We start from the raw sequence: 23,906 nt of genomic DNA, 5'->3' as shown, positions 1-23,906 counted from the left end.
CCGCTTGTCTTTCAGACCTTCGCACACTAGCAATCCCAGCATCGATATGGGGGCTTGATTGGCGCGACCGCGGCGAGAGTGGATGAGGATGGACGCGGCAGTGCGCATTTTCTGCGCGCTGGTGTTCATCGTTTCCGCCCTGGTGCAACTGCCAGCGGGCGCCGCCATGCGGGCTGCACCGGATATGGCAGCCTATGTTCTGCCCGACGGCTCGCTTCCCGACCTCTGCCTGGCCGGCCATGACGATCCGGATGGCAAGGGCGGCACGAAAGCGCATGCATGCCAGTCCTGCTGTCTCGCCGCGCCGGTGCTTCTGCCCACGCCTCAGGCGTTTCACGCCAAGACCGCGCCTACGTTCCTGGCGCTCTCTTCGCCAGCAGCCAAGCTTTTGCTCGCTCGTCCGGTGCTGCTGGCTGGCTCCGGGCCTCGCGCGCCCCCACCGTTTTCCGCCTGATCTGCCTCTGAAGGGTTGAGTGCCAGCACGCGCACTGTCGACGAGGGGTTCTCGGTCGACGCGTTCGCTCCAGCGGCTGGCGCAACCACCACATCCAGACTTCAAGCAAGGGTAAGCCGCCAGCTGGTCATCGCTGGGCTTTTCCCGGGGGGACACCCATGACGACTGCATCTCTTTCCGGCGCCGCGCGACTGCCCGATGTCGCCGAGCGCGGCATTTCGCTCTACCGCGCGATCTGGCGCTGGCACTTCTTCGCCGGCCTTCTGGTCATTCCATTCATGATCAGCCTTGCCGTGACCGGCGGGCTCTATCTCTTCAACGACGAGATCGACGACACGTTCTTTGCCTATCGCAATATCGTTGCGGTGGGGGAGACGCCGCTGCCGCCCTCGGCGATCGTCGCCAACGCCGTCGAGGCGGTGCCGGGCAGCACGGCAGTTGCCTATCGCACGCCGGCCGGTGCCGATCGGTCGGCACGCGTGACGGTGGGCGTAGGCGCAGGGCGCCTGATGGTCTATGTCGATCCCTATACTGCCGGCATACTCGACATGGTCGCCCCGAGCGACGAGTTCAACCAGGTGGTCGAAGACCTGCACAGCCTCGACTTTTTCGGCAAACGTGTCGAAACGATCATCGAGATTGTCGCGGGTTTTGCGCTGCTGCTCGTCGTCACCGGCATTTATCTCTGGTGGCCACGGCAGCAGACCGGCGGTGTGATCACCGTCCGCGGCACACCGGGGCGACGGGTGTTCTGGCGCGACATGCATGCGGTCACGGGCATCGCCTCGGCGCTGCTCATCGTCTTTCTCGCCTTTTCCGGTCTGCTCTGGTCCGGTTACTGGGGCTCGACCGTCAACGGCAAGCTGACGGCGGCTGGTCTGGGCTACCCGGCCGAGCTCTGGGACGATGTCCCGACCTCGACGAAGGTGTCGACCGACGTGCTCTCCAAGGCCGGCTGGCTGGTGGAGAACGCGCCGGTCCCGATGTCGGCGGCCGGCGGCGGCTCAGTCCCGTCCATCGGGCTCGACAGGGCCGTCGCGATTGCCGACAAGGCCGGCATGCTGCCTGGCTATGAACTGGCCATTCCCGCCGACGAGACCGGTGTCTACACCGCGGCGATTTTTCCCGCCGATCTCGCCCGCGAACGCACGATGCACATCGATCAATATTCCGGCGAGCCGCTGGTCGACATCGCCTTTGGCCAGTACCCGCCACTCGGCAAGGCGATCGAATGGAGCATCAACGTTCACAAGGGCCAGGAATGGGGGCTGTTCAACCAGCTGCTGATGCTTGCGACCTGCCTGGCGATCATATTCGTGTCGGTTTCGGCGGTTGTGATGTGGTGGAAACGGCGCCCGGCCGGGCGCATCGGCGTGCCGCCGATGCCGCCGCGGCGTAGTATCTATGCCGGATTGTGGTTGCTGGCGCTACTGTTCGGGCTGGCCTTTCCGCTGACCGGCATTGCGATCATCGTAATGATCGTTGCGGACCAGGCACTGATGCTGGTTCCGCCATTGCGCAGGGTTCTGTCCTGATTTGGCATGGGGCGGCTCGCGCCGCCCCATCTTTCCGGCTATATTGAGCACCGAAATGCAACCTCTGCACGATTTTCCTTGTCTTATTTAGGGACGGCTAACCTTTGGCCGCCTATCGTTGGTTGGGGAAGTCAGACCGATCTCGACATTGTGCTTCCGGAGGCCTTGCTTGGCGAAGAACACGTCCCGCAATCCGCGTTATGCGGCCCTCAATGTGGGCGGCAACGAGGATACGCGCTGCCTGATCGATGCGAGCAATCGTCTGGCCGATGAGATGAGCCGGATATTTCCTTCCGACCCTGACATTGCCGACCGGCATTACTGGTTGGAAACGATCATCAACCACGTGCCCGACTATATCTATGCCAAGGATACCGAGGGCCGGTTCCTCATCGCCAACCAGGTCACTATCGAAGACAACGGACTGGAATCGCTTCGCGACATCATCGGCAAGACCGATTTCGACCTGCATCCGCCACATCTGGCCGAGATCATCGCCACTGTCGAGCGCCGGGTGATCGAGACGGGAGAGCCGATCTTCGGCATCGAAGAGCGTGCGATGGTGACCAAGGGTCGCGATCGCTGGCTGATGACGTCCAAGGTGCCGTTGCGCAACAAGCGCGGCAAGATCGTCGGCATCGTCGGCGTGTCACGCGATATCTCCGACCGCAAGGCGGCAGAACGTTTGCTGGAGGGCCAGGCGCATCTTCTGGAGATGATCGCCAACGGCCGGCCGCTCGAAGAATTTTTCCGCGAACTGATCCTGCTGATCGAGGCGCTGGTGCCGCGGATCCGCGGCTCGATCCTGCTGCTATCGGCCGATGGCCGTCACCTGCTGCATGGTGCCGCGCCGAGCCTGGACGAAACCTATTGTGGCCTGATCCATGGTCTCGAGATCGGCCCGAAAGCGGGCTCCTGCGGCACGGCCGCCTGGCGCGGCGAGCAGGTGATCGTTGCGGATATTCATAGCGACCCGCTCTGGGAGGATTGCAAGGAGGTCGTCACGCCCTACGGCTTCCATGCCTGCTGGTCGACACCGATCCATTCTCGCGATCGGAAGGTGCTCGGCACCTTTGCCCTCTATTCGGAAACCGTGTGCGTTCCCGACGAACCCCAGAAGGAGCTGATCGCCATGGCAGCCCATCTGGCGGGCATCGCGATCGAGCGCAAGCAGGCCGAAGACCGCATCAGCTTCATGGCTCACCACGATGCGTTGACCGGTTTGCCGAACCGAGCGCTGTTCGAAGAGCAGGTCGCCGAAGCCCTGGAAGCGTTGCGCGGAACGAGGCAATGGGCGGTCCTCGCCTTCCTCGATCTCGACAACTTCAAGCTCGTCAACGACACGCTGGGTCATGCGGCGGGTGACGAGTTGCTCAAGGTGACCGCCACGCGCATGCGCGCATCGGTGCGCAAATCCGATATGGTCGTGCGCGTCGGTGGCGATGAATTCATCCTTCTTCTGAACGGCCTGCCCTGCGAGCGCGATGTCGTGCTCGCACGCCTTGAGGATATTCGGGCGGCTATTGCTGCGCCCATGCAGATCAACGGCCGCAGCCTGCAGATATCCTGCAGCATGGGCGTTGCCTGTTTCCCCAACCAGGGCAAGACGGTCGGCGAGCTGCTCGCCAATGCCGACATGGCGATGTACCGCGCCAAGGAGCTCGGCCGCAACAATCTGCAGGTTTTCACCGAGGAGATGGCCGACAAGGCCCACGAAAAGCTGTTGAAGCAGGCGGAGTTGCGCCAGGCGATCGGGGGGCAAGAATTCCTGCTGCATTTCCAGCCGCAAGTGAATATCGAGAGCGGCCGGGTCTTTGCCGCCGAAGCGCTGCTTCGCTGGCGGCATCCCGAGCGTGGCATGATTTCGCCGGGCGATTTCATTCCGCTGGCCGAAGAGACCGGACTGATCGTGCCGATCGGCGATTGGGTGCTGCGCGCCGCCTGCCGTCAGTGCAAGGCGTGGCACGAGGCCGGGCTGCCGTTGCTGATCGTCAGCGTCAACGTTTCCGCACGCCAGTTCCGCGAGCGAAACTGGGCGGCGCATGTCGCCGCCGTTCTCGCCGAGACCGGGCTGGAGCCGCGGTTTCTCGAGCTGGAATTGACCGAGAGCCTGATCATGCAGGACGTGCCGGGCGCATTGGCGACCATGCACGAACTGAAGGCGATCGGCGTGCATCTGGCGATCGACGATTTCGGCACGGGATATTCGAGCCTTAGCGCATTGAAGCGGTTTCCCGTCCGTCGCCTGAAGATCGACCGATCCTTCGTCGAGGATATCCCTGGTGATGTCGACGACAGGGCCATCACCGCGGCGATCATATCGCTCGCACAAAATCTCGGGCTGCGGGTGATCGCCGAAGGCGTCGAAACCCAGGCGCAGGTGGAGTTCCTGCGCCATAGCGGTTGCGACGAGATCCAGGGCTATTTTTTCAGCCGCCCGCTTGCATCAGCGGATTTTGAGGCGCTGTTGCGCCAGCCCGGCTTGAACGCCGACGGCATTTGAGCCACGCCGGCGTAACGCCGAAAAAGCTGTCGGAAACGTGATCCGACGTTTACCGACACAAGCCTCGTTCCAGCCGTAGATGCCAGCATTCTTAAATTGGGCGGGTCTGCGCGAATCGTTTCATTAATCAATTTCGTGCAGCACTCCAGTTCGTCGCGCACTCAAGCCTTTCAGAGTTCGATGTCCTCTTCAGTTATTTTCTCCCGTCGCCAGTTTCTCCGCACGTCCGGTATTGCGCTCGCCTCCGCGGGCCTTGCGAGCTGCACGTCTTCGATGAACACCGATCGCTTCCGCCAGGAAACTGCGCCGATCTTTCGCAATCCTGCTCTTGAAGGGCGTTGGGTCGATCCGCGTGCCGAGGTCATTCTGGAAGGCCCTGCCTATGGAGGTCCGTTGCCGACGGGCCTGCCGCCGCAGAGCGCCTATTTCGGCGATATCTATGCCGCTGTCGACGATGGCGGCAATCAGATCCCGGCCGTGCCTTATCGCCAGATCGATGCACGCTTCTATCGCCAGGAGGTCAGCGATCCCTTCGGCGAGCGTCCGGGCACGATCGTCGTCGATACCGGTGACAGGTTCCTCTATCTGATCCAGCCGGGTGGCAGCGCATTGCGCTACGGAGTTGGTCTCGGTCGCGAGGGCTTTGCCTGGTCGGGCCGCGGCGTCATCCAGTGGAAGAAGAAGTGGCCACGCTGGACGCCGCCCGATTCGATGATCGCGCGCCAGCCGAAGCTGGCAAAGTATTCCGCCAGCAATGGCGGCATGGCACCTGGTATCGACAACCCGCTGGGCGCCCGCGCGCTCTACATCTTCCAGAACGGGCAGGACACGCTCTACCGCGTGCATGGCTCGCCCGAATGGCAGTCGATCGGCAAGGCCGTTTCGTCGGGTTGCGTGCGCATGCTCAATCAGGATGTCATAGATCTCTATGACCGCGTGCGAGGCAAGGCGCCGATCCTCGTCGTCTGAGCTGCGCTTACAGCGCCGCAGGTTGGATCAGTCCGGGCGTTCGACCTGCGCGCCCGGTTTCTGTGCTGCGCAAGATCGGCGCGACAGCCACGATCCCGGCACGTTTCTCAAGTTTTGAAATTTCGACGTTGCCGCCCGCGATCAGACTTCGCTCTCGCCGGAGGAGAGCCGTCGCGTCAGCTGATGTAGGGTTTCCCTGATTTCACGGGCTTCCTCCAGGCTGCAGCCCGACGCCTTGCCGATATCAGCGAGAATGCCGAAAGCCTCCGTCTTGAGGTCATGACCCTTCTCCGTCAGGCTGACGATCACCTGCCGTTCGTCGCCGGGATCGCGTTGCCGACCGACATAACCTGCCGCCTCTAGCCGTTTCAGCAGCGGGGACAACGTTCCCGAATCGAGCCCGATCTCTTCGCCGATACGCTTGACCGTCATTCCGTCCTGTTGCCAGAGCGCCAGCAGCACGAGATATTGCGGATAGGTGAGGCCAAAACGATCGAGGAGCGGCTTGTACGCGCGGTTGAAGGCATGCGCAGCGGAATAGACGGCGAAACAGAGCTGTTTACCGAGCGTCAGCGCTTCGTCCGGGAGCGTGTCGAATTGTGCCGCTTTGATCGTCATCTCAGCATTGTCGCAAATTTGGGCCGAAAATGCAATTTGCAAAATTAATTTGCGCACAATTTAATTTTGCAGTATGTAATTCTCATTCGACAACGAAACGCAAAGGAGACCCCGCCAATGCCCATTCTCTATCGTACCACTGCATCCGCAACCGGTGGCCGCGCCGGCCAGGCCAAGAGCGCCGATGGCGTTCTCGACGTTACGTTGACCGTGCCGAAGGAACTTGGCGGCGACGGCGCCCGCGGCACCAATCCCGAACAGCTCTTCGCTGCCGGCTATTCCGCCTGCTTCCTCGGCGCGCTCAAATTCGTCGCCGGCAAGGAGAAGGTAAAGCTTCCGGAAGACACCACCGTGACGGGCACGGTTGGCATCGGCCCGCGCGAAGACGGCACCGGCTTCGGCATCGACGCTGCACTCGAAATCACTTCGCCGGGCGTCGACAAGGCGGTTCTCGAAGATCTCGTCCAGAAGGCGCATATCGTTTGCCCCTACAGCCATGCGACCAAGGGCAATATCGACGTCACGCTGACGGTCGCCTAGAGCCTTTGCAGGAAAGTGCGAAGCGGTTTTCCGTCAGGAAATGCTTGGAAACAAAGAGGCCGAGCGTTTGCGGCTTCGTTTAAACCGGAAACGCTCTAAGCCTCTCGTTTCGCTAATAAACAATAAAGCCCGGCTCCCGCCGGGCTTTATTGTTTGTCTGCTCAGCTTCGCGCGTCATTGACGGCGAGGGCGCGCTACCCGTTTCCTGCCGCGCGCAGCAGCATCAGGCCTTCTTCAGGAATTCGGTGCGCAGCACGAGGCCCTTGATCTTCTCGACCCGGCACTCGACTTCGTCAGGATTGTCGGTGAGGCGAATGCCCTTGACCACCGTGCCGCGCTTCAGCGTCGTCGAGGTGCCCTTGACCTTCAGGTCCTTGATCAGGGTGACGTTGTCGCCGTCGTTGAGGATGGCGCCGTTCGAGTCTTTCACGTCCATGGGATGTCCTTTCAAGATGCAGGCACGCCCTGATCCGGCGGATCAGGGCGTGCAGAGATGGTCTATTCTATCGCCGCGGCGGACAGCGTCCGCGCCGTTGCGCTGCGGCGCTTCCGCTTTAGAGGAGCCGGGGAAACGCCCTCGCTCCTGCCTTTCCGTATCTCCTGACGGAAAACCGCTTCGCACTTTCCTGGAAATACTCTAGCGCCTGCTCAGGCTGCCAAGGATGCCGCGAACCAATGCGCGGCCAACCTGGGTTGCAACGGTGCGGGCAACCGATTTCATCGCCGCTTCCACCACGGTTTCGCGTTGATATCCGGAGGAGCGCGGACGGGCCTGCTTTCCGGCCGGGGCCGCAGACTCGTCGTCGCCGAAGCCCGGAAGCGTCCAGCGGCCACCGCCGGTATCGGCTTCCACCGGCGCCTGCTCGGCTTGCTGCTGCGCTTCCGCCACCTTCTTGGCGCGCGCCGTCAGCATTTCATAGGCCGAATCTCGGTCGAAATCTTCGTCGTACTGGCCACGGACGGGGCTGACATCCATGACCTTCTGCCGCTCTTCCGCCGTCAGCGGGCCGACACGCGATTGCGGCGGGCGCACCAGCGTGCGCTCCACCATCGACGGCGCGCCCCTGCCTTCGAGCGTCGAGACCAGCGCCTCGCCGGTGCCGAGATTGGTGATGACGGTGGCGCAGTCGAACTCCGGGTTCGGGCGGAAGGTGTCGGCGGCGGTCTTCACCGCCTTCTGGTCGCGCGGCGTATAGGCGCGCAGCGCATGCTGGACGCGGTTGCCAAGCTGGCCGAGGATCGTTTCCGGCACGTCGAGCGGGTTCTGCGTCACGAAATAGACGCCGACGCCCTTGGAGCGGATGAGGCGGACGACCTGTTCGACCCGCTCGGTCAGCACCTTCGGCGCATCGTTGAACAGCAGATGCGCCTCGTCGAAGAAGAACACCAGCTTCGGCTTCTCGGGATCGCCGACCTCAGGCAGCTCCTCGAACAGCTCGGACAAAAGCCACAGCAGGAAGGTCGCGTAGAGGCGCGGGTTCATCATCAGCTTGTCGGCGGCAAGCACCGAGATCGCGCCGCGCCCGTCATTGGTCGTGCGCATGATGTCGGTGATCTTCAGTGCCGGCTCGCCGAAGAAATGTTCGGCGCCCTGCTGTTCCAGGATTAGCAGTTCGCGCTGGATCGAGCCGACGGAGGCCTTGGAGATGAAGCCGAACTGGTTGGAAAGCTGGGTGGCGTTCTCGCCCATGTAGTTGAGCAGCGCCTGCAGATCCTTCAGATCGAGCAGCGGCAGGCCGCCCTGGTCGGCGATCTTGAAGGCGATGTTGAGCACGCCTTCCTGAGCGTCCGTCGCATTCATCAGCCTCGACAGGAGGAGTGGACCCATTTCCGACATGGTGGTGCGGACGCGGTGGCCCTTTTCCCCGTAGAGATCCCAGAAAATGACCGGGAATTCCTGGAACTCGTAGGGGTTGGTCGGCAGGCCGATCTGTTCGGCGCGCTTGAGGATGAAGTCTTTGGCCTCGCCGATCGCACCGATGCCCGAGAGGTCGCCCTTGACGTCGGCGCAGAACACCGGAACGCCGGCGTTGGAAAATCCTTCGGCGAGGATCTGCAGGGTAATGGTCTTGCCGGTGCCGGTGGCGCCGGTGATGAGCCCGTGGCGGTTGCCGAATTTCAGCTCGAGATATTCGCCTTTGTTGATCGTATCATCCGGCTTGCGGCTGGCGCCGATAAAGAGCTTGCCTTCTTCCACCATGTGGGCTTCATCTCCGTTTCATCAATGAAAGCGGGCGGTTCGCGGCATGTCTGCCGGGCCCGTCATCGAAATGTGGCTCGTTCCTGTTATAGGCGGTGCTGCTCCACCCGGCAACAAGGTGATTGCGGCGCGCAACCCGAAACCAGCGGAGCTGGTGGCGGCCGATCGGTCGCATTGCCAAGCGGTCACGACCGTGAAACGATTGCCCCGAGCCGCGGAATTGCGCCGCTACGCGATGCGCGGAGAGCTGCTTGAAAGCTGGTGGATTGCCCGGCATTCCATCCATCGTCGCTTGTTATTTCGGAAGCGATCATTTACCTTGACGTCAACGTCAAAATTCAACGAGGAGTTATCCATGAATGAACTGGTCACGCGCGTAGCGGAGAATGTCGGCCTAGAGCCTGCGACGGCTGAAAAGGCTGTCGGCATGATCCTCGGCTTCCTGCAGCGCGAAGCGGCTGACGGTCCGGTCGCCCAGATGATCGAATCGATCCCGGGCGCAACCGACCTGATCGCACAGTACAACGGCGAAGGCACGGGCGGCGGCGGTCTGCTCGGCGGCCTGATGTCGGCGATCGGCGGCGGCGGTGTCATGGCGCTCGGCCAGCAGCTGATGAGCCAGGGCCTCGGCATGGGCGAGATCACCTCGCTCGCCAAGGAAACCATTGCTTTCGCCAAGGAAAAGGCTGGCGCCGATGTCGTCGACGAAGTTGTCGCCTCGGTCCCGGGCCTCAGCCAGTTCGTCTGATCTCTTTCGGCTCTGCTTGAAGAAAACCCACCGGCGCCAGCGCCGGTGGGTTTTTTGTTGTCTTGGTGTCGTACCCTCGATCGACGATAGAGCGTTTCGGGTTTGGACGAAGTCGCAGAAACGCTCTATCTCTTTGTTTTTTACGGATTTCCTGACGGAAAATCGCTTCGCACTTTTCCTGGAAATGCTCTAACCATCGGCACCGTGCTTCAGCCGCCGCGTCATCGCATCGATCTGGCGTTCCGTTTCCCGTACCTCGGTCTGATGAAGCGGCAGTCCCTTTGCCAGGCTCGGCACGACGCTGGCCATCGTCCCAGAGAAAGCAGGCCGAGCCCGCCGTATGCCCAGGTGTGGGGATCACTTCAAAATCCGCGGAAGGCAGTTCGCGATCAGCAAAACCACCGGCCATTCGGCAATGTGCCCGGATCTGCCGGCGTTCCAGGGTCCAAACAGCGGTGCGCCGAGGTGGTCTGAGGCCCAATCGCAGGAGGGCATCGCCTGGTGATGGTGGTTGATGTGCTACCGTGCGATCGCGCCCACCGAAACGAGGCCTTCGGCCTCTTCGGCCAATTGCCGCGAGGCGCAGACGAGCAGGGTGCCAGCATCGCGACGAAGTACGAAGGCGCGACCGGTGAAATTGGGGGCGAAGCTGAGCCGTTCCGCCCCGGCGCCGTAGAGGGTGTCGAACAGATGCTCCATCACGCTTTCTTCTGTTCCTTAACAGGAAGGGCGCGATCAAGAGTTGTCGCCAGCAGGATGCAGGCGAGTGCGCCGATGCCGATGAAGGCCGCACCGGAAGTCCAGCCGTAAACTTCGATCGCGGTTCCGACAGCAACAGGTCCGACGAGCTGCCCGAGATTGCTGCCTTGCATCAAGAGGCCCATCGCCATCGGTGCGGGCGCCGGGCTTGGCGACAGCATCGGTACGGTCGATATCAAGGTCGCAGGGATCAGTCCGCCAATCGCCGAAAATAGCACGCATGATGTAAACGTCAGCAAGTCACCCGACTGCGAAAGGAAGATCCAGAGGCCGGCAGCGCCCATCAGCGTGGCTGCAGTGATAACCAGACGACCGCGGCCGACGCCGCGGGACAGCATGTGGCCGGCGGCAAGATTGCCGATGACGTTGGAAAGCGTGATGAGGGCACTGAGCACCCCAGCCGTTCCAAGCGCGACGAGCAGGATCGGCAGGAAGCTGGACAGGGGGAACGTCATAAGGCTGTAGAGGGCGAAAAGGGCGAAGAGCAGCACCGGCCCTCGGCTTTTCACCGTTGCGATCACGTCCGCGTGGAAGCCGCCAGCGGATGGGCGGGGCCTGCTCTGCGAGGGCGATATCGCTGCAATGATCGTCAACAGGCTGAGGAGCGCGACGAGGCCGTTGATCCACCAGATTGCCTGCCAGGAGGCAAACAGAGGACCCGTGAGCATCGCGATTGCCATGCCCGCCGGCATGAAGCAGCTCCAGACCGCAAAGACCAGATCACGCCGCCCGGAGCCGACAATGCGCATGAGGATCGCCGGACCGGCAACGACGACGAGCAGGAAACCGAACCCCTCGAAGATGCGGGACAGGATGAGCAGCGTGAAGTTCTGGCTCGCGGCACCGGTGATGATGCCGAGCAGGAGGATGCCCATGCCGACGCCGAGCATGCGCCGGTCGCCGATGGCCGCGACCATGGCTCCGGCCGGCATGCCGCCGACAACGCCGACGATCGCAAAGACGGAGGTAAGCCAGCCGAGTGCGGTCAGGTCGAGCCCGAGATCGGCCTGCAGCAGGGGGCCGGCGATCAGCCCCTTGCCCACCTGCATTGCGGCGACCATGCCGGCGGCAACGACCGCCGTTACTGCGGTCCAGCTGGTCCTTTCCGGGACGAAAGCGACGACCGTCGACATCAGGCCACCTCCGCCACACGCGCCCGGCCGGCGACCAGCGCCCGCGCCAGTTCGGCGACGTGGCGGCCCTGGAAGCGTGCACCCTCCAGATCGTTGGTGCTTGGCTGCCGGTCGCCGCCATTGCCGTCGTCGGCGAGCGTCGAGGCGCCATAGGGCGAGCCGCCGCTGATCTCATCCATGCGCATCTGGCCCTTGAAGCTGTAGGGCAGACCGGCGATCACCATGCCGAGATGCAGCAGCACCGTGTGTGTTGCCAGGATCGTCGACTCCTGGCCGCCGTGCTGGCTGCCGGTCGAGGTGAAGACGCTGCCGATTTTTCCCACCAGCGCATCCCTGGCCCAGATGCCGCCCGCCTGATCGAGGAAGTTCTTCATCTGCGCGGCCATGTTACCGAACCGCGTCGGCGTGCCGATGATGATCGCGTCATAATCGGGCAGTTCGGCAACGCTTGCGGCGGGTGCGTCCTGGTCGCGCTTGTAGCCGGCATTGATGGCGACGGCTTCCGGTACGATCTCCGGCACCCGTTTCACCGCAACGCTGGCGCCTGCGGCCCGTGCGCCTTCCGCAACGGCTGCGGCCATGGTCTCGATGTGACCGTAGGAGGAGTAGTAAAGCACGAGGATCTTTGTCATTTCCGGTTCCCTTGTTGCGCTTGCTTCGGTCTGCGGAGCGTTCGCGGCCGCTGATGTCAGGCAGGATGGGTGCTTTCATCGATCTGAAAAAGTGATATAAAATGCATCAAACTGATCTATGGAATCGATCATGATTGACGCCTTGACCCTGGACCAGATGCGGACTTTCGTGGTGGTTGCCGAAAGCGGCAGTTTTCGCTCCGGCGCTGCCCGGCTGTCCCGCGTCCAGTCTGCCGTCAGCCACGCCATCGCCAATCTCGAGGCCGGGCTCGGGGTTTCCTTGTTCGATCGCTCCGGCCACCGGCCGGTGCTGACACCCGAAGGCCAGGCTCTGCTTGCCAATGCGCGCGATATCCTGTTGCGCGTCGATGCCATGCGTGCCCGCGCCCGCGGCCTCGGCGAGGGCATCGAGCTGGAACTGTCGCTGATCGTCGATACGCTGTTTCCGATTGTGACCGTCGGCGCTGCACTGAAGGAAATGCGGGTGGCCTTTCCCTCGGTTGCCATCAGGCTTTCGGTTTCGCCGCTCGGCGGCCCGCTCGATGGCCTGATCGAGCGACGCTTCACGCTCGGGATCATGGTGGGTGAAGATTTTCGCGATCCGGCGATCGGCCGGCAGGCGCTGACGGACGTCCAGCTGATCGCGGTGGTGGCCGCGCAGCATCCGCTGGGTCTGAACGCCGTCAACGGCGTGCTCGGCAGCCCGGAGCTCGCCGACCATCTGCAGATCGTCCAGTCGGATCCCTCGCAGCGATCGGAGGGGCGCGACTTCGGCGTGCTTTCGCCGCAGACCTGCCGAGTCAGCAACCAGGATACCAAACATGCGATGATCCTGGCGGGGCTCGGCTGGGGGCGGTTGCCGCTGTGGCAGGTGGAGCGCGATCTCGCCGAGGGCCGGCTCGTTCGCTTGCCTACGGCCTCGCTCGGCCGCAACAGCCAGGTCGCCGCCGAGGCCTATCTCGTGCACCGGATCGACGAGCCGCTCGGGCCGGCGGCGCGTGTTTTTGGCGACGCGCTTACCCGACTTTGTCGGCGCTGACGGCCGCGCCTATCTCCTGCCGGCGACGGCGAATATCAGCGTGAACATGACCAGTACCATGCCGACCCCGAGCGGACCGGCAGTGGGATTGATCAGCGCCATGAGAAAGCCGGTGGCGCCCGATCCGGCCGCGCTGCCGGCAGCATAGGCCAGCGAAAAGGCGGCACTGCCAGCCACCAGCATGCTGCCGCGATATTGCTCGCCGAGCATGGTCAGCGCTGCCGTGTAGAGGGCGAAGCTGGCAGCGCCGATCAGCGCGAACAGCGCCAGCAAGAGCGGTGCCGACGTCACCAACGGAATGGCGAGATAGCCGGTTGCCGCCACCGCGGCTGCAGTAATCGCCACCCGCCGACGCGGCAACTTGTCGAGCAAGACACCAATGAAGGGCTGCGCCAGTGCCGTCGGCACCGCAAGCACCGTCACGCTCAACGCCGCGAAGGCCTGACTGTGGCCGGACTTGACGAAATAGACCGGCATCGCCGAGATCGCCGCAATATCGGCAAAGCCGAACATCAGCACCATCAGGATCAGGGTCGGCGCGTGCCGGAAGAACGCGAACAGATCGCGCGTCGAAGATGGCTCCGGCCGCGTCCGCGCGCCCATCGTCAGAAGGCCGGTGAGGAAGGCGACGAGCGCGATATAGATCGCCAGCAACGCAAAGCCGAGCCCGCCGCTGGTGCCGAGAAGCGGGATCGCCAGCGGCCCGGCGGCAAAGCCGCCGCACATGCCGGCGCCGTAGAGGCCGGATACCCGGCCGCGCAGCCGGTCCGGGCAGGCGGTGTTGAGCCAGGCTTCGCCCAGCATGAAGACCATACTGACGAAGAAGCCGAGCGCGAGGCGGGCGATGAACCAGACCGGAAGCGAGGAGGTGGACGCAAGTGTTGCGAGGCAGAGGGAACAGCCGCAGAGGCTGGCGATGATCAGCTTGTCTGCGGAGGCAAGTCGCGTCAGATGCCCGAGCAGCAGGGTCGCCGCGGCAAGGCCGGCGGCAAAGCCCATGGCATTGAGACCGATCGTGGCGGCCGAGACGCCGCGGCCTTCCAGCGACAGCGAAATCAAGGGATAGGTGAGCCCTTGCGCGACGGAAAAGGCGGTAACGCCAAGCACGACGGCGATGATGGCCGGCCAATCCGGAGCGATGTCGCCCACCTCAACGGTTTTCGACGTCATCGGCCCCTCCCATCGACAGTGCGTCCCCTGGGGAGATCGGCATCGATCTCCCCAGGGGATCTGCATAGATCATCCGCCGCCGGTTTGGAACTCGACCGGCGGCGGATCGGCAACTATTGTCAGGCGGCCTTGTCCCACACCGGCGACAGACCCTCGGGGCTGACGATGCGGCCGTCCGGACGGGCGAGGCCATGGATCGCCGCCATCTCGCCGTCACCAAGCGCGAAGTCGAAGATGTCGAAGTTTTCCTTCAGGCGCTCGATCGTTGCTGTCTTCGACAGGGTGATGACATCCTTCTGCTGCACCAGCCAGCGCAGCGTCACCTGCGCCGCGGTCTTGCCGTGGCGCGCACCGATGTCCTTCAGCAGCGGATCGTTCGGGATCTTGCCGTTGGCCATGGCGTAGTAGGCTGTGATCGACATGCCGTGCTTGCGGGCCGTGGCGAGCACCTTCGTCTGGTCGAGATAGGGATGGTATTCCACCTGGTTGGTGGCAACAGGCGCGTCGCTGAGTTTCACCGCCTCTTCCATCTGGGCGGTGTTGAAGTTGCTGACGCCGATGTGGCGGACCTTGCCGGCCTTGTGCACTTCATTCAGTGCGCCGATGCGCTCGGCCATCGGCACGTCGCTACCACCCGGCCAATGCAGGAGAAGCAGGTCGACGTGATCCGTCTTGAGCTTCATCAGGCTCTCGTCGACAGAGGCGAGAAAATCGCGATGGGCATATTTGTCGACCCAGACCTTGGTGGTGAGGAAGATATCGGCGCGGGCGATACCCGATTTGTGGATGGCTTCGCCGACTTCAGCCTCGTTGCCGTAGATCTGGGCGGTATCGACGTGGTGGAAGCCGAGCTTCAGCGCTTCCGGCAGCACGCGCAGCACGTCGGCACCGGGCATGCGAAAGGTGCCGAAGCCGAGCGCCGGGATGTTGGCGCCGTTGGAATTGACCGAATGCATGTGGGAACTCCTTGTTTTTGCAGAACGCCCGGCCATCGGCCGGGCGGGAAAGAGGCGAGGGTATAGGTGGGCCAGTTGGCCGCTTGGTCAAGCCGGCTGGGCGACTGTTTCTGCCTTGCGATCGAGTGCGCCGCTCAGAAGCGTCAGCAGCAGCGCGCCAACGACCAGAACGGAACCGACGACCGGCGTCATGCCGAGGCCAAGCGACGAGGCAACGATGACGCCGCCAAGCCAGGCGCCGATGGCGATACCGAGGTTGAAGGCGGCAATGTTGAGCGCCGAGGCGACGTCGACAGCGCCGGGCCGATGCTGCTTGGCAAGCTGCACGACGTAGAGCTGCAGGCCGGGCACGGTGGCGAACGACAGGAAGCCGAGGCTTGCCAGTGTCACCAGCGTCAGGACTTGCGACGTGGCCGTGAAGGTGAAGAGCACAAGGACGACGGCTTGAGCAAGGAAGAGGCCAACCAGCGCCTTCACCGGATCGCGGTTGGCGATCTTGCCGCCGGCGATGTTGCCGATCGCGATCGCGACGCCGTAGAGCACCAGGATCAGGCTGACGGCGCCTTCGGAAAAGCCGGTGATTTCCTGCAGGATCGGCGCCAGGAAGGTGAAGGCGACGAAGGTACCGCCATAGCCGAGCGCGGTCATGGCGAAGACGATCAGCAGCCGACCAGAGCCGAGAACGCGCACCTGGTCGATCAACCTTGCCGGCGGCGCCTTGGTCAGCGTGTTTGGCAGCAGCGTGGCGATGGCGGCAAGCGCTATGACTCCAAGCCCGGTGACAGCCCAGAATGTGGCGCGCCAGCCGAAGGTCTGGCCGATCCAGGTGCCGAGCGGCACGCCGGTGACGATGGCGACCGTCAGGCCCATGAACATCATGGCAATCGCCGAGGCACGGCGATCCTCGGGCACGAGGTCGGCGGCAATGGTCGAGCCGACGGAGAAGAAGACGCCGTGGGCGAAGGCGGAAATCACGCGGGCAATGAGCAGAGGCTCGTAGCTCGGCGCCAGTGCCGCCGCGGCGTTGCCGATGATGAACAGCGCCATCAGTCCGACCAGCAGCGGCTTGCGCTCGATCCGGCCGGTGAGCGCCGTCAGGATCGGTGCGCCGAAGGTGACGCCGAGCGCGTAGACGCTGACGATGAGGCCGGCAAGCGGCAGGGTGATGTTGAGATCGGCGGCAACCGTCGGCAGCAGGCCGACGATGACGAACTCGGTGGTTCCGATCGCATAGGCCGCGATCGTCAATGCGAAGAGTGCAATGGGCATGACAAGACCTTTTCCCGTCCGGCTGGGAGGACCGGGCGTTTTGGTGTTGATGTGTTCGACGGGAATATGAGGGTGGAGAGCTTGCGCGATAATCCGTATAATCGGATAAACGGCTGTGAACTGAATTCATAGGTGAGTGATGGACAACCGCGCCGGTGAAATGGAGGTCTTCGTCGCCGTCTGCGAAACGCGCAGCTTTTCTGCCGCCGGCCGGCGGCTGAGGCTATCGCCATCTGCGGTCAGCAAGCTGGTCACCCGGATCGAGGATCGGCTGGGCACGCGCCTGCTGGTGCGCTCGACCCGGTCCCTGCAATTAACGCCGGAGGGTGAAGTCTACCTGCAACGCGCCCAACGCATTCTGACCGAGATCGCCGAGACCGAGCAACTGGTTGCGGCCGGCGGCCGGCTCTCTCCCCGCGGGCTTCTGCGCATCAACGCATCGGTCGGCTTCGGCGAGCGCTACATCCTGCCGCTCGCGCCGGAATTTCTCGAACGTTATCCGGAGGTGCGCCTCGATCTGACCCTGACGGACAGCCTGATCGACGTGGTCGGCGAACGGGCCGACGTGGCGATCCGCACTGGCCCCTTGCGCGATTCGTCGCTGAAGGCGCGCAAGCTGATGGAGAGCCGGCCGGTGGTGATCGCGTCACCGGCCTATCTGGCCAGACACGGCGTGCCGCAGACGCCTGCCGACCTGGAAAATCACAATTGCATTCGCTTCAACTTCCGCCGCAGCGTCGACGAGTGGGCCTTCCGTGCCCCCGGCCAAACTTCGGCCGAGCTTCTGTCGGTCTTCGGAAATCTGCAGGTCTCGAGCGGCGCGATCGTCCAGCAGCTTTGTCTCGCCGGTGTCGGCATCGGCCGTATCGGCCGCTTCCACGCTGAGCCGGACTTGGCCGCGGGACGGCTGGTTGCGTTGCTGGAGGATTATCGGCCGGACGAGATCGAAACGGTCTACGCCGTCTATGCCGGCCATGAACATCTCGCGGCCCGCATCCGCGCCTTCATCGACTTCCTGGCCGAACGGATCTGATGCATGGCCCGCGGGATGGTGTGTCTTAGTCGGCCTTGACGGCGACGACGAAGAACCTGGGAAAGCGCAACAGCACCCGGCCGTCGCTCATCGCCGGATAGGCGTCACGGATCCGGTCGGTATAGGCTGCAGCAAAGGCGTCGCGTCGCTCAGGCGGCAGCGCATCGAGATAGGGGCGCAGGCCCGTGCCCTTGACCCATTCGACGATCGCTTTGGTGTTCGCCAGCCGGTGATAGTAGATCGTGTGCCAGACCTCGATATGGGGCGCATGGCGCGACAGACGCTCGACATAGACAGTCGGTGCCGGCAACGCATTGCGGCGGATCGTCCGGCCCTCGAAGGCATCGGCGAAGTCGGCGCTGCGGGCCGTTTCTTCCATCAGCAGATGGGTCGGTTGGTCGATATTGTCGGGCATCTGCACCGCCAGCGTACCGCCGGGCGCAAGCGAAGCGGTCAGCCGTTCCAGCACGTCGAGGTGATCGGGCAGCCACTGGAAGACGGCATTGGCGAAGAATAGCGACGCGCCCTTCGGCGGCACCCAGGTCGCCAGGTCAGCCTTCTCGAAGGTCAGGCCCGGCAACCGCTTGGCGGCGGCCAGCAGCATGTTTTCGTCGCTGTCGAGGCCGGAAAGGGAGGCGTCCGCAAATCGCTGGTGGATCAGTTCGGTCGAATTTCCCGGGCCGCAGCCAAGATCGAAGGCAGGACCGGAGGGCAGGTCCGGAACCTGCGCCAGCAGATCGCGTGCCGGCCGCGTGCGTTCGTCTTCGAATTTCAGGTATTGCGACGCCGACCAAGCCATTGAGACAAAACCTCAGATACCGAATTGCAGACTTTCGAGCGAAGGCAGGATCAACGCCGGCCCCTGGTCACGATATTCGTCAGGCATGTCGGCCCGGTTGATCCAGACCGTGCGGAAGCCGAACTTCGTCGCCCCTGCAATGTCCCAGCGGTTTGACGACTGGAAGGAAACCGCATGCGGGTAAAGCCGATAGCGCGTGGTGACGAGATCATAGACCGCTGGTGCCGCCTTGTAGGTCTTCACCGTGTCGACGGAGAAGACGTCGTCGATGACGATCTCGAGCGCTGCATTGTGCACCGCTGCAGCCAGCATATCAGGTGAACCGTTGGAAAGGATCGCGAGCCGCGCTCCGCGCTCCTTCAGCCCTTTCAGAACGGCGGGAACCTCCGGGTAGCAATCGAGCGTCCAATAGGCATCAAGCAGCGGTTTCCTCAGCTTGCGGTCGGCGGAAGGGAAGCGGGAAAATGCGTAGTCGAGCGATTGCTCGGTCAGTTGCCAGAAGTCCTGATAGGCGCCCATCAAGGAGCGCACCCAGGAATATTCGAGCTGCTTGGCGCGCCAGAGTTCGGAGAACGCCTGTCCGTCCGGACCGATCTCGGCGGCATGGCGCCGAACCGCCGCATGCACGTCGAAAAGCGTGCCATAGGCATCGAACACATAGGCCGCGTGGGACATTCTTTCCTCCCGTCTGTCATCCCCGGCCACTCAGCGGGACAAAATGTCATACCCCGTAAAAGCGTGGCCGAAAACAAAGGCTTACCGCATTGTGCCGGTGTTGGCACGCCGCGAATACCGTTCTTTTGCGCGATCATGTCAAAGATTTGTGCGTTGCACAACGGCATTGCGCCACCAGGCGTCAGCCTTTGCCTGGTTTCCAGACCTTTGCGGGGAAGCGGAGGGCCTGTTTGGCAAGCTTTCCCTTGAGCCCGAGCGCCGCATCGCAAAGCCCGACCACATGCCGGTTCGGCTTGGCTTCCGGCCGCAGGGCATGCAACGCCGCGGCCGCTTCCTCGGGCGACATGTACCGCGCAAGAATGCCGAGGCTCAGTGCCGTCGCGCGGCCGATGCCGCGCAGACAGTGCACCAGCAGATGCGCATCCTCAGGCAAGCCGTCGATAAAATTGAAGGCCGCCTCGATCGCGTCCGGACGGGCGGCGTCAGGAGCATCGGGGTCGGTGGCGTCGCCGAAATAGAGTTCCAGGTGCTTTTCGGGCGGCAGCTCGATCATCGACAGCAGCCGGCTCGCCGGCGCCCGCATCGAGATCAGGTGCGTCGGTGCCCAGAGCGCCCGATTGTGCCGCGCCTCCGTTTGTGAACTGATGACCATCTGGATGGGCCATCCGTTCGGATGGGCCGGATTGGCATTAAGAACGGGGCTGTAGAGTTCTTCCCCGGTGGCAGCTGCCGCTAGCGCCATGACAGGACCTCGTCGTGATTCTTCCTGTGGTGATTTTGCCCTGAAACCGGTTCTGACTTAAGGGCAAAATCGCATCCGCAGCCAAAAGCAAACAGGCTTTGGAATGTCCCCTTCAGAACCGTGTGATCACGCTGATGCCGAGATCGGTGGCGCGGTCCATCGAAACGAGGGCAGGGATCGCTTCCTCGAGCGAGATCTCGCGGCCGATCAACTGTTGCGGATTGAGCTTGCCGCCAGCGATCATCGACAGCATGGCGTCGTATCGCCAAGCCTGCATGCCATGGCTGCCATAGATCTCGAGCTCGTGGCCGATCACCTGCGCCATTGGGATTTCCGGCGTGGCATGGTCGCCGAGCATCAGGCCCACCTGCACGTGGCGGCCGCGCCGGCGCAGGTTCTTGATCGAGTTGAAGCAGGTGACGGGATGGCCGAGCGCGTCGATCGAGACATGGGCGCCGCCGCTGGTGATCTCCTTCACGGCACCTGCGACGTCGTCCGTGTCGCGGCCGTTGACCGTGGCAACGGCGCCGAGCTTCTTGGCGAAGGCGAGTTTTTCTTCGGAAATGTCGATCGCGATCGGATGTGCGCCAAGTGCAGCAGCAATCATGATCGCCGAAAGGCCGACACCGCCGCAGCCGTGAACCGCCACCCATTCGCCGCCCTTGACCCGTGCCTGGTCGGCGACGGCGCGAAACGAGGTGGCAAAGCGGCAGCCGAGGCTGGCGGCAGTCTTGAAGTCCATGTTCTCAGGCAGATGCACCAGGTTCTGGTCGGCGAAATCGAGTGCGACATATTCGGCAAATGAGCCCCAATGGGTGAACCCCGGCTGGAACTGCGCCTCGCAGACCTGCTGGTTGCCCGAACGGCATTCGCCGCAGCGGCCGCAACCGGAAACGAAGGGTACCGTCACCCGGTCGCCGACCTTGTAGCGCATCACGCCGCGGCCGGTGGCGGTCACGATGCCGGCGAGCTCGTGGCCCGGCACGTGCGGCAGGCGAATGTCGGCGTCGTGCCCCATCCAGCCATGCCAGTCGGAGCGGCACAGACCCGTCGCCTCGACCTTGACGACCACGCCGTTTTCGGTCGGCGTCGGATCGGCAAACGTGCGAATCTCGGGCGTCTTCTCAAAGGCGTCGTAGTACATGGCTTTCATCGGGGCACTCCTTGCGATGTCTGGCCGGTGCGGCGCGACCGTCTATGTGCCGCGCCATCAGAATTTCGTCGACCTCTTCCTCGCCGTCGAGCAGGCCACCTGGAACGCGCCCGATTTCGTGGAACTCTTCGCGCCTGTAGAAGCGGATGGCCGTCTCGTTGTCGGCGCGGGCGACGAGCTCCAACATCCGGATGCCGGTCGAGCGGGCATGGTCGGTCAGGTGTGCAAGAAGCTCGCGCGCCACGCCGGAACCGCGCGCCTCGCGGCGCACATAGACCATGATGATGGTGGCACGGTGCGCCATCCGGCTGGAGCGCTGGCGCATGAGTCCCATCATGCCGACAGGCTCACCCCCGTCGAGCGCGACGAAGACGGTGTTTGCGGCGAGCCTTGCCTGCCATTCCGCCGTCGACAGCCGCGCCCAATCCGCCGCGGTGGAAGCGAAGGCTTGCGGCTCGCGCTGCAGCGCCTCCAGCCGTATGCGGCGGAAGATTTCCACGTCGTCCTGATCAAGATGCCTGATGATGTGCACGTCTGCCCCTTTGCCATGCGAGAGAGACTACGCGAGAGGCCGTTCCGGTGCCAGAATGGACGCCATGACATTTTTTGATGTACCCATTCACCCCCATGCTGCTTTTTCGAGCTATGGCGGAAGATACGGAAGACAAAACGTGAAGGAGACGCAGATGGCCGTCGATACATCCCCCCGCTCAGTGACCTGGACCTATGTCGACGGCGAATGGCTGTCCGGCAATCCGCCGCTGATCGGCCCGACCTCCCATGCCATGTGGCTGGGCTCGACCGTGTTCGACGGCGCCCGCTTCTTCGACGGCATCGCGCCGGACCTCGACCTGCATTGCCAGCGCGTCAACCGCTCGGCAACGGCGCTCGGACTGAAGCCGACCGTGAAGCCGGAAGAGATCGAGGCCTTGACCTGGGAAGGCGCCAAGAAATTCGACGGCCAGACCGCGCTCTACGTCAAGCCGATGTATTGGGCCGAGCATGGTGCGGCCGGGATGGTCGCCATCGATCCGGAATCGACCCGCTTTGCGCTTTGCCTGTTCGAGGCGCCGATGGGTAACGGCCATGGCGGCTCGTCTCTGACCCTGTCGCCGTTCCGCCGGCCGACGCTCGAATCCATGCCGACCGATGCCAAGGCCGGCTGCCTCTATCCCAACAATGCCCGCATCCTGACCGAGGCGCGGTCGCGCGGCTTCGACAATGCGCTGGTGCGCGATATGCTCGGCAACATCGCCGAAACCGGCTCGTCCAACGTCTTCCTGGTCAAGGATGGCGTCGTGTTCACGCCGGCCGCCAACCGCACCTTCCTTGCCGGCATCACCCGCTTCCGCGTCATGACGCTGTTGCGCGAAGCCGGTTTCGAGGTTGTCGAGGCGACGTTGTCGATGGCCGATTTCGAGGCTGCCGATGAGATCTTCACCTCCGGCAACTATTCCAAGGTCCTGCCGGTCACCCGCCTTGACGACCGTGACCTGCAGGCCGGACCGGTCGCCGCCAAGGCACGCGATCTCTACATGGATTGGGCCCATTCGAGCCAGGACGCCTAACGAGATCGACTATGGCGCGGGTCAGGTTGCCCGCGCCACGGTCGCGGCCCAGGTCTCGACGCTGCGCAGCATCGTCGGCGCATGCTCGGGATCGTCAACGAGTTCGGCCAGTTCCGACAGCCGGTGCACGCCGGTCAGCACCGCGATGCGCCGGCGGTCGAGGGCCCGACCCGTCAGTTCTTCATAGGTTTCGACAATCCGCGCCGTCAGATCCGGCGAAATGAAGTTCGAATAGATGAACTCACGGTGAAGCGGGCCAATGCCTGAATCGGCAAAATCATAGATGCCGTTGAGCCGGCGCTCCCCATGGTCGAAGGCCATGTTCCAGCCATGGCCATCGAAGAAGCCGTAGGTGGAGCCGTGCGGGTCGGGGCCCAGGCGCTCGAAGGCTTCGACAGTTTCCGCCGCCAACGTGGCAAGGTCGGCCGGAAGAGCCGGCAAGGCCTTGCCCCGGATCGTCTCCACCGTTGGTCCGTGAAAGGCTGCTTAGCGCCCCTGCACGATCTTTATGAGGTTGACCGTAGGTTGGCCGGGGCGGACGTCCGCATACTTCAGCCGGCCCGATGCCAGAGCGCTCGTCAACCGCTTGCAGGTCAACGCCTGGACCTTGTTGATCGGAACGCTCATGATCAACGCGCCAGTTTCGAGGTCGGATTTCGACCATCTCTTGCTGATGCAATCCTTCACAATCGCTCTCTGAAGCGCGGGGCTGCCTTGAACCGCCGTCTGCACCGTCTCATACTCGCGCTGGCTTGGGGCGCAGGAGGCTAGGGTCAAAAGGGTAAACGCGAACGAAGCAATATGGATCGGTTTCATGGCAATCTCCGGTTGGAGAATTGCCGGTAATTGTGGCGGCTGTGATTCGCAACCCTGACGTTGGGCGGTGCGGTTTCCGGCCGGTTGCTCGACGATGAGAGCCGGAAACCGCTTGCATGAGCGCTTGTGCGCGCAAGCTCGCGCGGGCCTGCGATCACAGATCGCCGGCGACAGCCTACTTGTCTGCGGCCGGTGCCACGACCGTGACGGTGTCGGCTGCCAGTTCACCGCCGATTTCCACCGTCTTCTTCTGCTTGTCGTAGACGCAGATCTGGGTGACGGCATTTTCGGCGCCCTTGGGCTTGCCCGAGACCAGCGCCAGCCCGAAGCTTTCCGAGCCGAACGGATCGACGACGACGACCGGCTTGTCGAGCGAAGGGGCGGCCGCAATGCACTTCTCCGAAACGTCGGCCCGGAATTCTTCCCAGGCATCGCCTGAGGACGCATGGGCGCCGGTCGCGGCAAATCCGCTGCCACAAGGGCAAGGGTCAGGATCGGGCGATGCAGCATGTTCAGTCCTTATTCTCAACTGGTTGCAATGGGTGCACGCTGCCCGCGAAACGTGGCGCGAATGTGCTCGGGCCGCGGGCGCTTT

At 63.3% G+C, this 23,906-nt stretch carries 26 protein-coding genes and 1 pseudogene; 9 read left to right on the top strand and 18 right to left on the bottom strand.

What is annotated here, in order from left to right:
- Positions 1-100: 100 nt before the first annotated feature.
- The 4 genes from ASD02_RS28875 to ASD02_RS28860 all read left to right on the top strand — a co-directional run bounded on the left by ASD02_RS28875 (position 101) and on the right by ASD02_RS28860 (position 5,461).
- Positions 101-454 carry a hypothetical protein gene (locus ASD02_RS28875; protein ID WP_128090418.1) on the top strand — a complete coding sequence of 118 codons (354 nt, stop codon included), beginning with the start codon at positions 101-103 and terminating at the stop codon, positions 452-454.
- Between the two features lie 158 nt (positions 455-612).
- Positions 613-1,989, top strand: a complete 1,377-nt coding sequence (locus ASD02_RS28870) for a PepSY domain-containing protein (RefSeq protein ID WP_025426253.1) — start codon at positions 613-615, stop codon at positions 1,987-1,989.
- 169 nt (positions 1,990-2,158) lie between these two features.
- Positions 2,159-4,492 (top strand): EAL domain-containing protein, encoded by a 2,334-nt coding sequence (locus ASD02_RS28865; protein ID WP_057221504.1) that lies wholly within the window; start codon positions 2,159-2,161, stop codon positions 4,490-4,492.
- Between the two features lie 180 nt (positions 4,493-4,672).
- Positions 4,673-5,461, top strand: a complete 789-nt coding sequence (locus ASD02_RS28860) for a L,D-transpeptidase family protein (RefSeq protein WP_025426255.1) — start codon at positions 4,673-4,675, stop codon at positions 5,459-5,461.
- 141 nt (positions 5,462-5,602) lie between these two features.
- Here ASD02_RS28860 and ASD02_RS28855 read toward each other — a convergent pair whose 3' ends face one another.
- A complete protein-coding gene (locus ASD02_RS28855; RefSeq protein ID WP_025426256.1) occupies positions 5,603-6,079 on the bottom strand; it encodes a MarR family winged helix-turn-helix transcriptional regulator in 477 nt (158 codons plus the stop codon).
- Between the two features lie 117 nt (positions 6,080-6,196).
- Here ASD02_RS28855 and ASD02_RS28850 point away from each other — a divergent pair, with 117 nt between their 5' ends.
- Positions 6,197-6,619, top strand: coding sequence for an organic hydroperoxide resistance protein (locus ASD02_RS28850; RefSeq protein WP_025426257.1), 423 nt, complete (start codon positions 6,197-6,199; stop codon positions 6,617-6,619).
- 223 nt (positions 6,620-6,842) lie between these two features.
- Here ASD02_RS28850 and ASD02_RS28845 read toward each other — a convergent pair whose 3' ends face one another.
- Together ASD02_RS28845 and ASD02_RS28840 are read right to left on the bottom strand one after the other, a co-directional pair.
- A complete protein-coding gene (locus ASD02_RS28845; RefSeq protein WP_025426258.1) occupies positions 6,843-7,055 on the bottom strand; it encodes an alkylphosphonate utilization protein in 213 nt (70 codons plus the stop codon).
- A gap of 201 nt (positions 7,056-7,256) precedes the next feature.
- Complete coding sequence (locus tag ASD02_RS28840) at positions 7,257-8,819, bottom strand: helicase HerA-like C-terminal domain-containing protein (RefSeq protein WP_025426259.1); 1,563 nt, start codon at positions 8,817-8,819, stop codon at positions 7,257-7,259.
- Between the two features lie 355 nt (positions 8,820-9,174).
- Between ASD02_RS28840 and ASD02_RS28835 the strand changes: the two genes are divergently transcribed.
- On the top strand, positions 9,175-9,567 hold the full coding sequence (locus ASD02_RS28835) for a DUF2780 domain-containing protein (protein WP_053250731.1): 393 nt from the start codon (positions 9,175-9,177) through the stop codon (positions 9,565-9,567).
- Here ASD02_RS28835 and ASD02_RS38665 read toward each other — a convergent pair.
- The 4 genes from ASD02_RS38665 to wrbA all read right to left on the bottom strand — a co-directional run bounded on the left by ASD02_RS38665 (position 9,551) and on the right by wrbA (position 12,091).
- On the bottom strand, positions 9,551-9,976 hold the full coding sequence (locus tag ASD02_RS38665) for an MBL fold metallo-hydrolase (protein ID WP_128090419.1): 426 nt from the start codon (positions 9,974-9,976) through the stop codon (positions 9,551-9,553). The two genes, ASD02_RS28835 and ASD02_RS38665, sit on opposite strands and share 17 nt — an antisense overlap.
- A 110-nt stretch (positions 9,977-10,086) precedes the next feature.
- The gene (locus ASD02_RS28830; RefSeq protein ID WP_025426261.1) at positions 10,087-10,266 is read right to left on the bottom strand and encodes a hypothetical protein; all 180 of its coding nucleotides are present in this window, start codon (positions 10,264-10,266) and stop codon (positions 10,087-10,089) included.
- Entirely contained in the window at positions 10,266-11,459 is a 1,194-nt protein-coding gene (locus tag ASD02_RS28825; protein WP_057221503.1) for an MFS transporter, read from the bottom strand. The genes ASD02_RS28830 and ASD02_RS28825 overlap by 1 nt, the downstream gene beginning before the upstream one ends.
- Complete coding sequence (gene wrbA, locus ASD02_RS28820; protein ID WP_025426263.1) at positions 11,459-12,091, bottom strand: NAD(P)H:quinone oxidoreductase; 633 nt, start codon at positions 12,089-12,091, stop codon at positions 11,459-11,461. The genes ASD02_RS28825 and wrbA overlap by 1 nt, the downstream gene beginning before the upstream one ends.
- Before the next feature lie 130 nt (positions 12,092-12,221).
- Between wrbA and ASD02_RS28815 the strand changes: the two genes are divergently transcribed.
- Positions 12,222-13,130, top strand: a complete 909-nt coding sequence (locus tag ASD02_RS28815; RefSeq protein ID WP_057211532.1) for a LysR family transcriptional regulator — start codon at positions 12,222-12,224, stop codon at positions 13,128-13,130.
- A gap of 9 nt (positions 13,131-13,139) precedes the next feature.
- Here ASD02_RS28815 and ASD02_RS28810 read toward each other — a convergent pair whose 3' ends face one another.
- The 3 genes from ASD02_RS28810 to ASD02_RS28800 all read right to left on the bottom strand — a co-directional run bounded on the left by ASD02_RS28810 (position 13,140) and on the right by ASD02_RS28800 (position 16,525).
- Positions 13,140-14,300, bottom strand: a complete 1,161-nt coding sequence (locus ASD02_RS28810; RefSeq protein ID WP_057221502.1) for an MFS transporter — start codon at positions 14,298-14,300, stop codon at positions 13,140-13,142.
- A 119-nt stretch (positions 14,301-14,419) separates the two neighbouring features.
- A complete protein-coding gene (locus ASD02_RS28805; protein WP_025426265.1) occupies positions 14,420-15,256 on the bottom strand; it encodes an aldo/keto reductase in 837 nt (278 codons plus the stop codon).
- An 87-nt stretch (positions 15,257-15,343) separates the two neighbouring features.
- Positions 15,344-16,525, bottom strand: a complete 1,182-nt coding sequence (locus ASD02_RS28800; protein WP_057221501.1) for an MFS transporter — start codon at positions 16,523-16,525, stop codon at positions 15,344-15,346.
- Positions 16,526-16,664: 139 nt separating this feature from the next.
- Here ASD02_RS28800 and ASD02_RS28795 point away from each other — a divergent pair, with 139 nt between their 5' ends.
- Entirely contained in the window at positions 16,665-17,558 is an 894-nt protein-coding gene (locus ASD02_RS28795; RefSeq protein WP_025426267.1) for a LysR family transcriptional regulator, read from the top strand.
- 25 nt (positions 17,559-17,583) lie between these two features.
- Here the strand turns inward: ASD02_RS28795 and tam are convergent, their stop codons facing one another.
- The 5 genes from tam to ASD02_RS28770 all read right to left on the bottom strand — a co-directional run bounded on the left by tam (position 17,584) and on the right by ASD02_RS28770 (position 21,459).
- Positions 17,584-18,357 (bottom strand): trans-aconitate 2-methyltransferase, encoded by a 774-nt coding sequence (gene tam / locus ASD02_RS28790; RefSeq protein WP_025426268.1) that lies wholly within the window; start codon positions 18,355-18,357, stop codon positions 17,584-17,586.
- 12 nt (positions 18,358-18,369) lie between these two features.
- On the bottom strand, positions 18,370-19,032 hold the full coding sequence (locus tag ASD02_RS28785) for a haloacid dehalogenase type II (RefSeq protein WP_025426269.1): 663 nt from the start codon (positions 19,030-19,032) through the stop codon (positions 18,370-18,372).
- 181 nt (positions 19,033-19,213) lie between these two features.
- Positions 19,214-19,774, bottom strand: coding sequence for a phosphatase (locus ASD02_RS28780; RefSeq protein WP_025426270.1), 561 nt, complete (start codon positions 19,772-19,774; stop codon positions 19,214-19,216).
- 112 nt (positions 19,775-19,886) lie between these two features.
- Positions 19,887-20,927 carry a zinc-dependent alcohol dehydrogenase family protein gene (locus ASD02_RS28775; protein ID WP_025426271.1) on the bottom strand — a complete coding sequence of 347 codons (1,041 nt, stop codon included), beginning with the start codon at positions 20,925-20,927 and terminating at the stop codon, positions 19,887-19,889.
- Positions 20,899-21,459: a GNAT family N-acetyltransferase gene (locus ASD02_RS28770; RefSeq protein ID WP_025426272.1), complete on the bottom strand. Its 561-nt coding sequence runs from the start codon at positions 21,457-21,459 to the stop codon at positions 20,899-20,901. The genes ASD02_RS28775 and ASD02_RS28770 overlap by 29 nt, the downstream gene beginning before the upstream one ends.
- 154 nt (positions 21,460-21,613) lie before the next feature.
- Between ASD02_RS28770 and ASD02_RS28765 the strand changes: the two genes are divergently transcribed.
- Positions 21,614-22,495 (top strand): branched-chain amino acid aminotransferase, encoded by an 882-nt coding sequence (locus tag ASD02_RS28765; RefSeq protein ID WP_025426273.1) that lies wholly within the window; start codon positions 21,614-21,616, stop codon positions 22,493-22,495.
- Positions 22,496-22,516: 21 nt separating this feature from the next.
- On the opposite strand, the pseudogene ASD02_RS28760 reads toward ASD02_RS28765, so the two are convergent.
- The 3 genes and pseudogenes from ASD02_RS28760 to ASD02_RS28750 form a co-directional block, all read right to left on the bottom strand.
- Positions 22,517-22,957: pseudogene (locus ASD02_RS28760) on the bottom strand (phosphotransferase); the annotation flags it as partial.
- Between the two features lie 24 nt (positions 22,958-22,981).
- Positions 22,982-23,311: a hypothetical protein gene (locus tag ASD02_RS28755; RefSeq protein WP_025426275.1), complete on the bottom strand. Its 330-nt coding sequence runs from the start codon at positions 23,309-23,311 to the stop codon at positions 22,982-22,984.
- A 175-nt stretch (positions 23,312-23,486) separates the two neighbouring features.
- The gene (locus tag ASD02_RS28750; protein ID WP_200951717.1) at positions 23,487-23,834 is read right to left on the bottom strand and encodes a hypothetical protein; all 348 of its coding nucleotides are present in this window, start codon (positions 23,832-23,834) and stop codon (positions 23,487-23,489) included.
- Positions 23,835-23,906 lie beyond the last annotated feature (72 nt).

Source organism: Ensifer sp. Root1252, assembly GCF_001425885.1.
In the GTDB taxonomy this organism is placed as follows: Bacteria; Pseudomonadota; Alphaproteobacteria; order Rhizobiales; family Rhizobiaceae; genus Ensifer; species Ensifer canadensis.
The sequence above is the reverse complement of the archived record's forward strand: the minus strand, read 5'-3'. Positions and strand labels throughout refer to the sequence as shown.

Coding starts and splice junctions, on each gene's coding strand:
- ASD02_RS28870 (WP_025426253.1), top strand. CDS start 613: ATGACGACTGCATCTCTTTCCGGCGCCGCGCGACTGCCCGATGTCGCC.
- ASD02_RS28860 (WP_025426255.1), top strand. CDS start 4,673: ATGTCCTCTTCAGTTATTTTCTCCCGTCGCCAGTTTCTCCGCACGTCC.
- ASD02_RS28855 (WP_025426256.1), bottom strand. CDS start 6,079: ATGACGATCAAAGCGGCACAATTCGACACGCTCCCGGACGAAGCGCTG.
- ASD02_RS28850 (WP_025426257.1), top strand. CDS start 6,197: ATGCCCATTCTCTATCGTACCACTGCATCCGCAACCGGTGGCCGCGCC.
- ASD02_RS28845 (WP_025426258.1), bottom strand. CDS start 7,055: ATGGACGTGAAAGACTCGAACGGCGCCATCCTCAACGACGGCGACAAC.
- ASD02_RS28840 (WP_025426259.1), bottom strand. CDS start 8,819: ATGGTGGAAGAAGGCAAGCTCTTTATCGGCGCCAGCCGCAAGCCGGAT.
- ASD02_RS28835 (WP_053250731.1), top strand. CDS start 9,175: ATGAATGAACTGGTCACGCGCGTAGCGGAGAATGTCGGCCTAGAGCCT.
- ASD02_RS38665 (WP_128090419.1), bottom strand. CDS start 9,976: ATGGCCGGTGGTTTTGCTGATCGCGAACTGCCTTCCGCGGATTTTGAA.
- ASD02_RS28830 (WP_025426261.1), bottom strand. CDS start 10,266: ATGGAGCATCTGTTCGACACCCTCTACGGCGCCGGGGCGGAACGGCTC.
- ASD02_RS28825 (WP_057221503.1), bottom strand. CDS start 11,459: ATGTCGACGGTCGTCGCTTTCGTCCCGGAAAGGACCAGCTGGACCGCA.
- wrbA (WP_025426263.1), bottom strand. CDS start 12,091: ATGACAAAGATCCTCGTGCTTTACTACTCCTCCTACGGTCACATCGAG.
- ASD02_RS28815 (WP_057211532.1), top strand. CDS start 12,222: ATGATTGACGCCTTGACCCTGGACCAGATGCGGACTTTCGTGGTGGTT.
- ASD02_RS28810 (WP_057221502.1), bottom strand. CDS start 14,300: ATGACGTCGAAAACCGTTGAGGTGGGCGACATCGCTCCGGATTGGCCG.
- ASD02_RS28805 (WP_025426265.1), bottom strand. CDS start 15,256: ATGCATTCGGTCAATTCCAACGGCGCCAACATCCCGGCGCTCGGCTTC.
- ASD02_RS28800 (WP_057221501.1), bottom strand. CDS start 16,525: ATGCCCATTGCACTCTTCGCATTGACGATCGCGGCCTATGCGATCGGA.
- ASD02_RS28795 (WP_025426267.1), top strand. CDS start 16,665: ATGGACAACCGCGCCGGTGAAATGGAGGTCTTCGTCGCCGTCTGCGAA.
- tam (WP_025426268.1), bottom strand. CDS start 18,357: ATGGCTTGGTCGGCGTCGCAATACCTGAAATTCGAAGACGAACGCACG.
- ASD02_RS28785 (WP_025426269.1), bottom strand. CDS start 19,032: ATGTCCCACGCGGCCTATGTGTTCGATGCCTATGGCACGCTTTTCGAC.
- ASD02_RS28780 (WP_025426270.1), bottom strand. CDS start 19,774: ATGGCGCTAGCGGCAGCTGCCACCGGGGAAGAACTCTACAGCCCCGTT.
- ASD02_RS28775 (WP_025426271.1), bottom strand. CDS start 20,927: ATGAAAGCCATGTACTACGACGCCTTTGAGAAGACGCCCGAGATTCGC.
- ASD02_RS28765 (WP_025426273.1), top strand. CDS start 21,614: ATGGCCGTCGATACATCCCCCCGCTCAGTGACCTGGACCTATGTCGAC.
- ASD02_RS28755 (WP_025426275.1), bottom strand. CDS start 23,311: ATGAAACCGATCCATATTGCTTCGTTCGCGTTTACCCTTTTGACCCTA.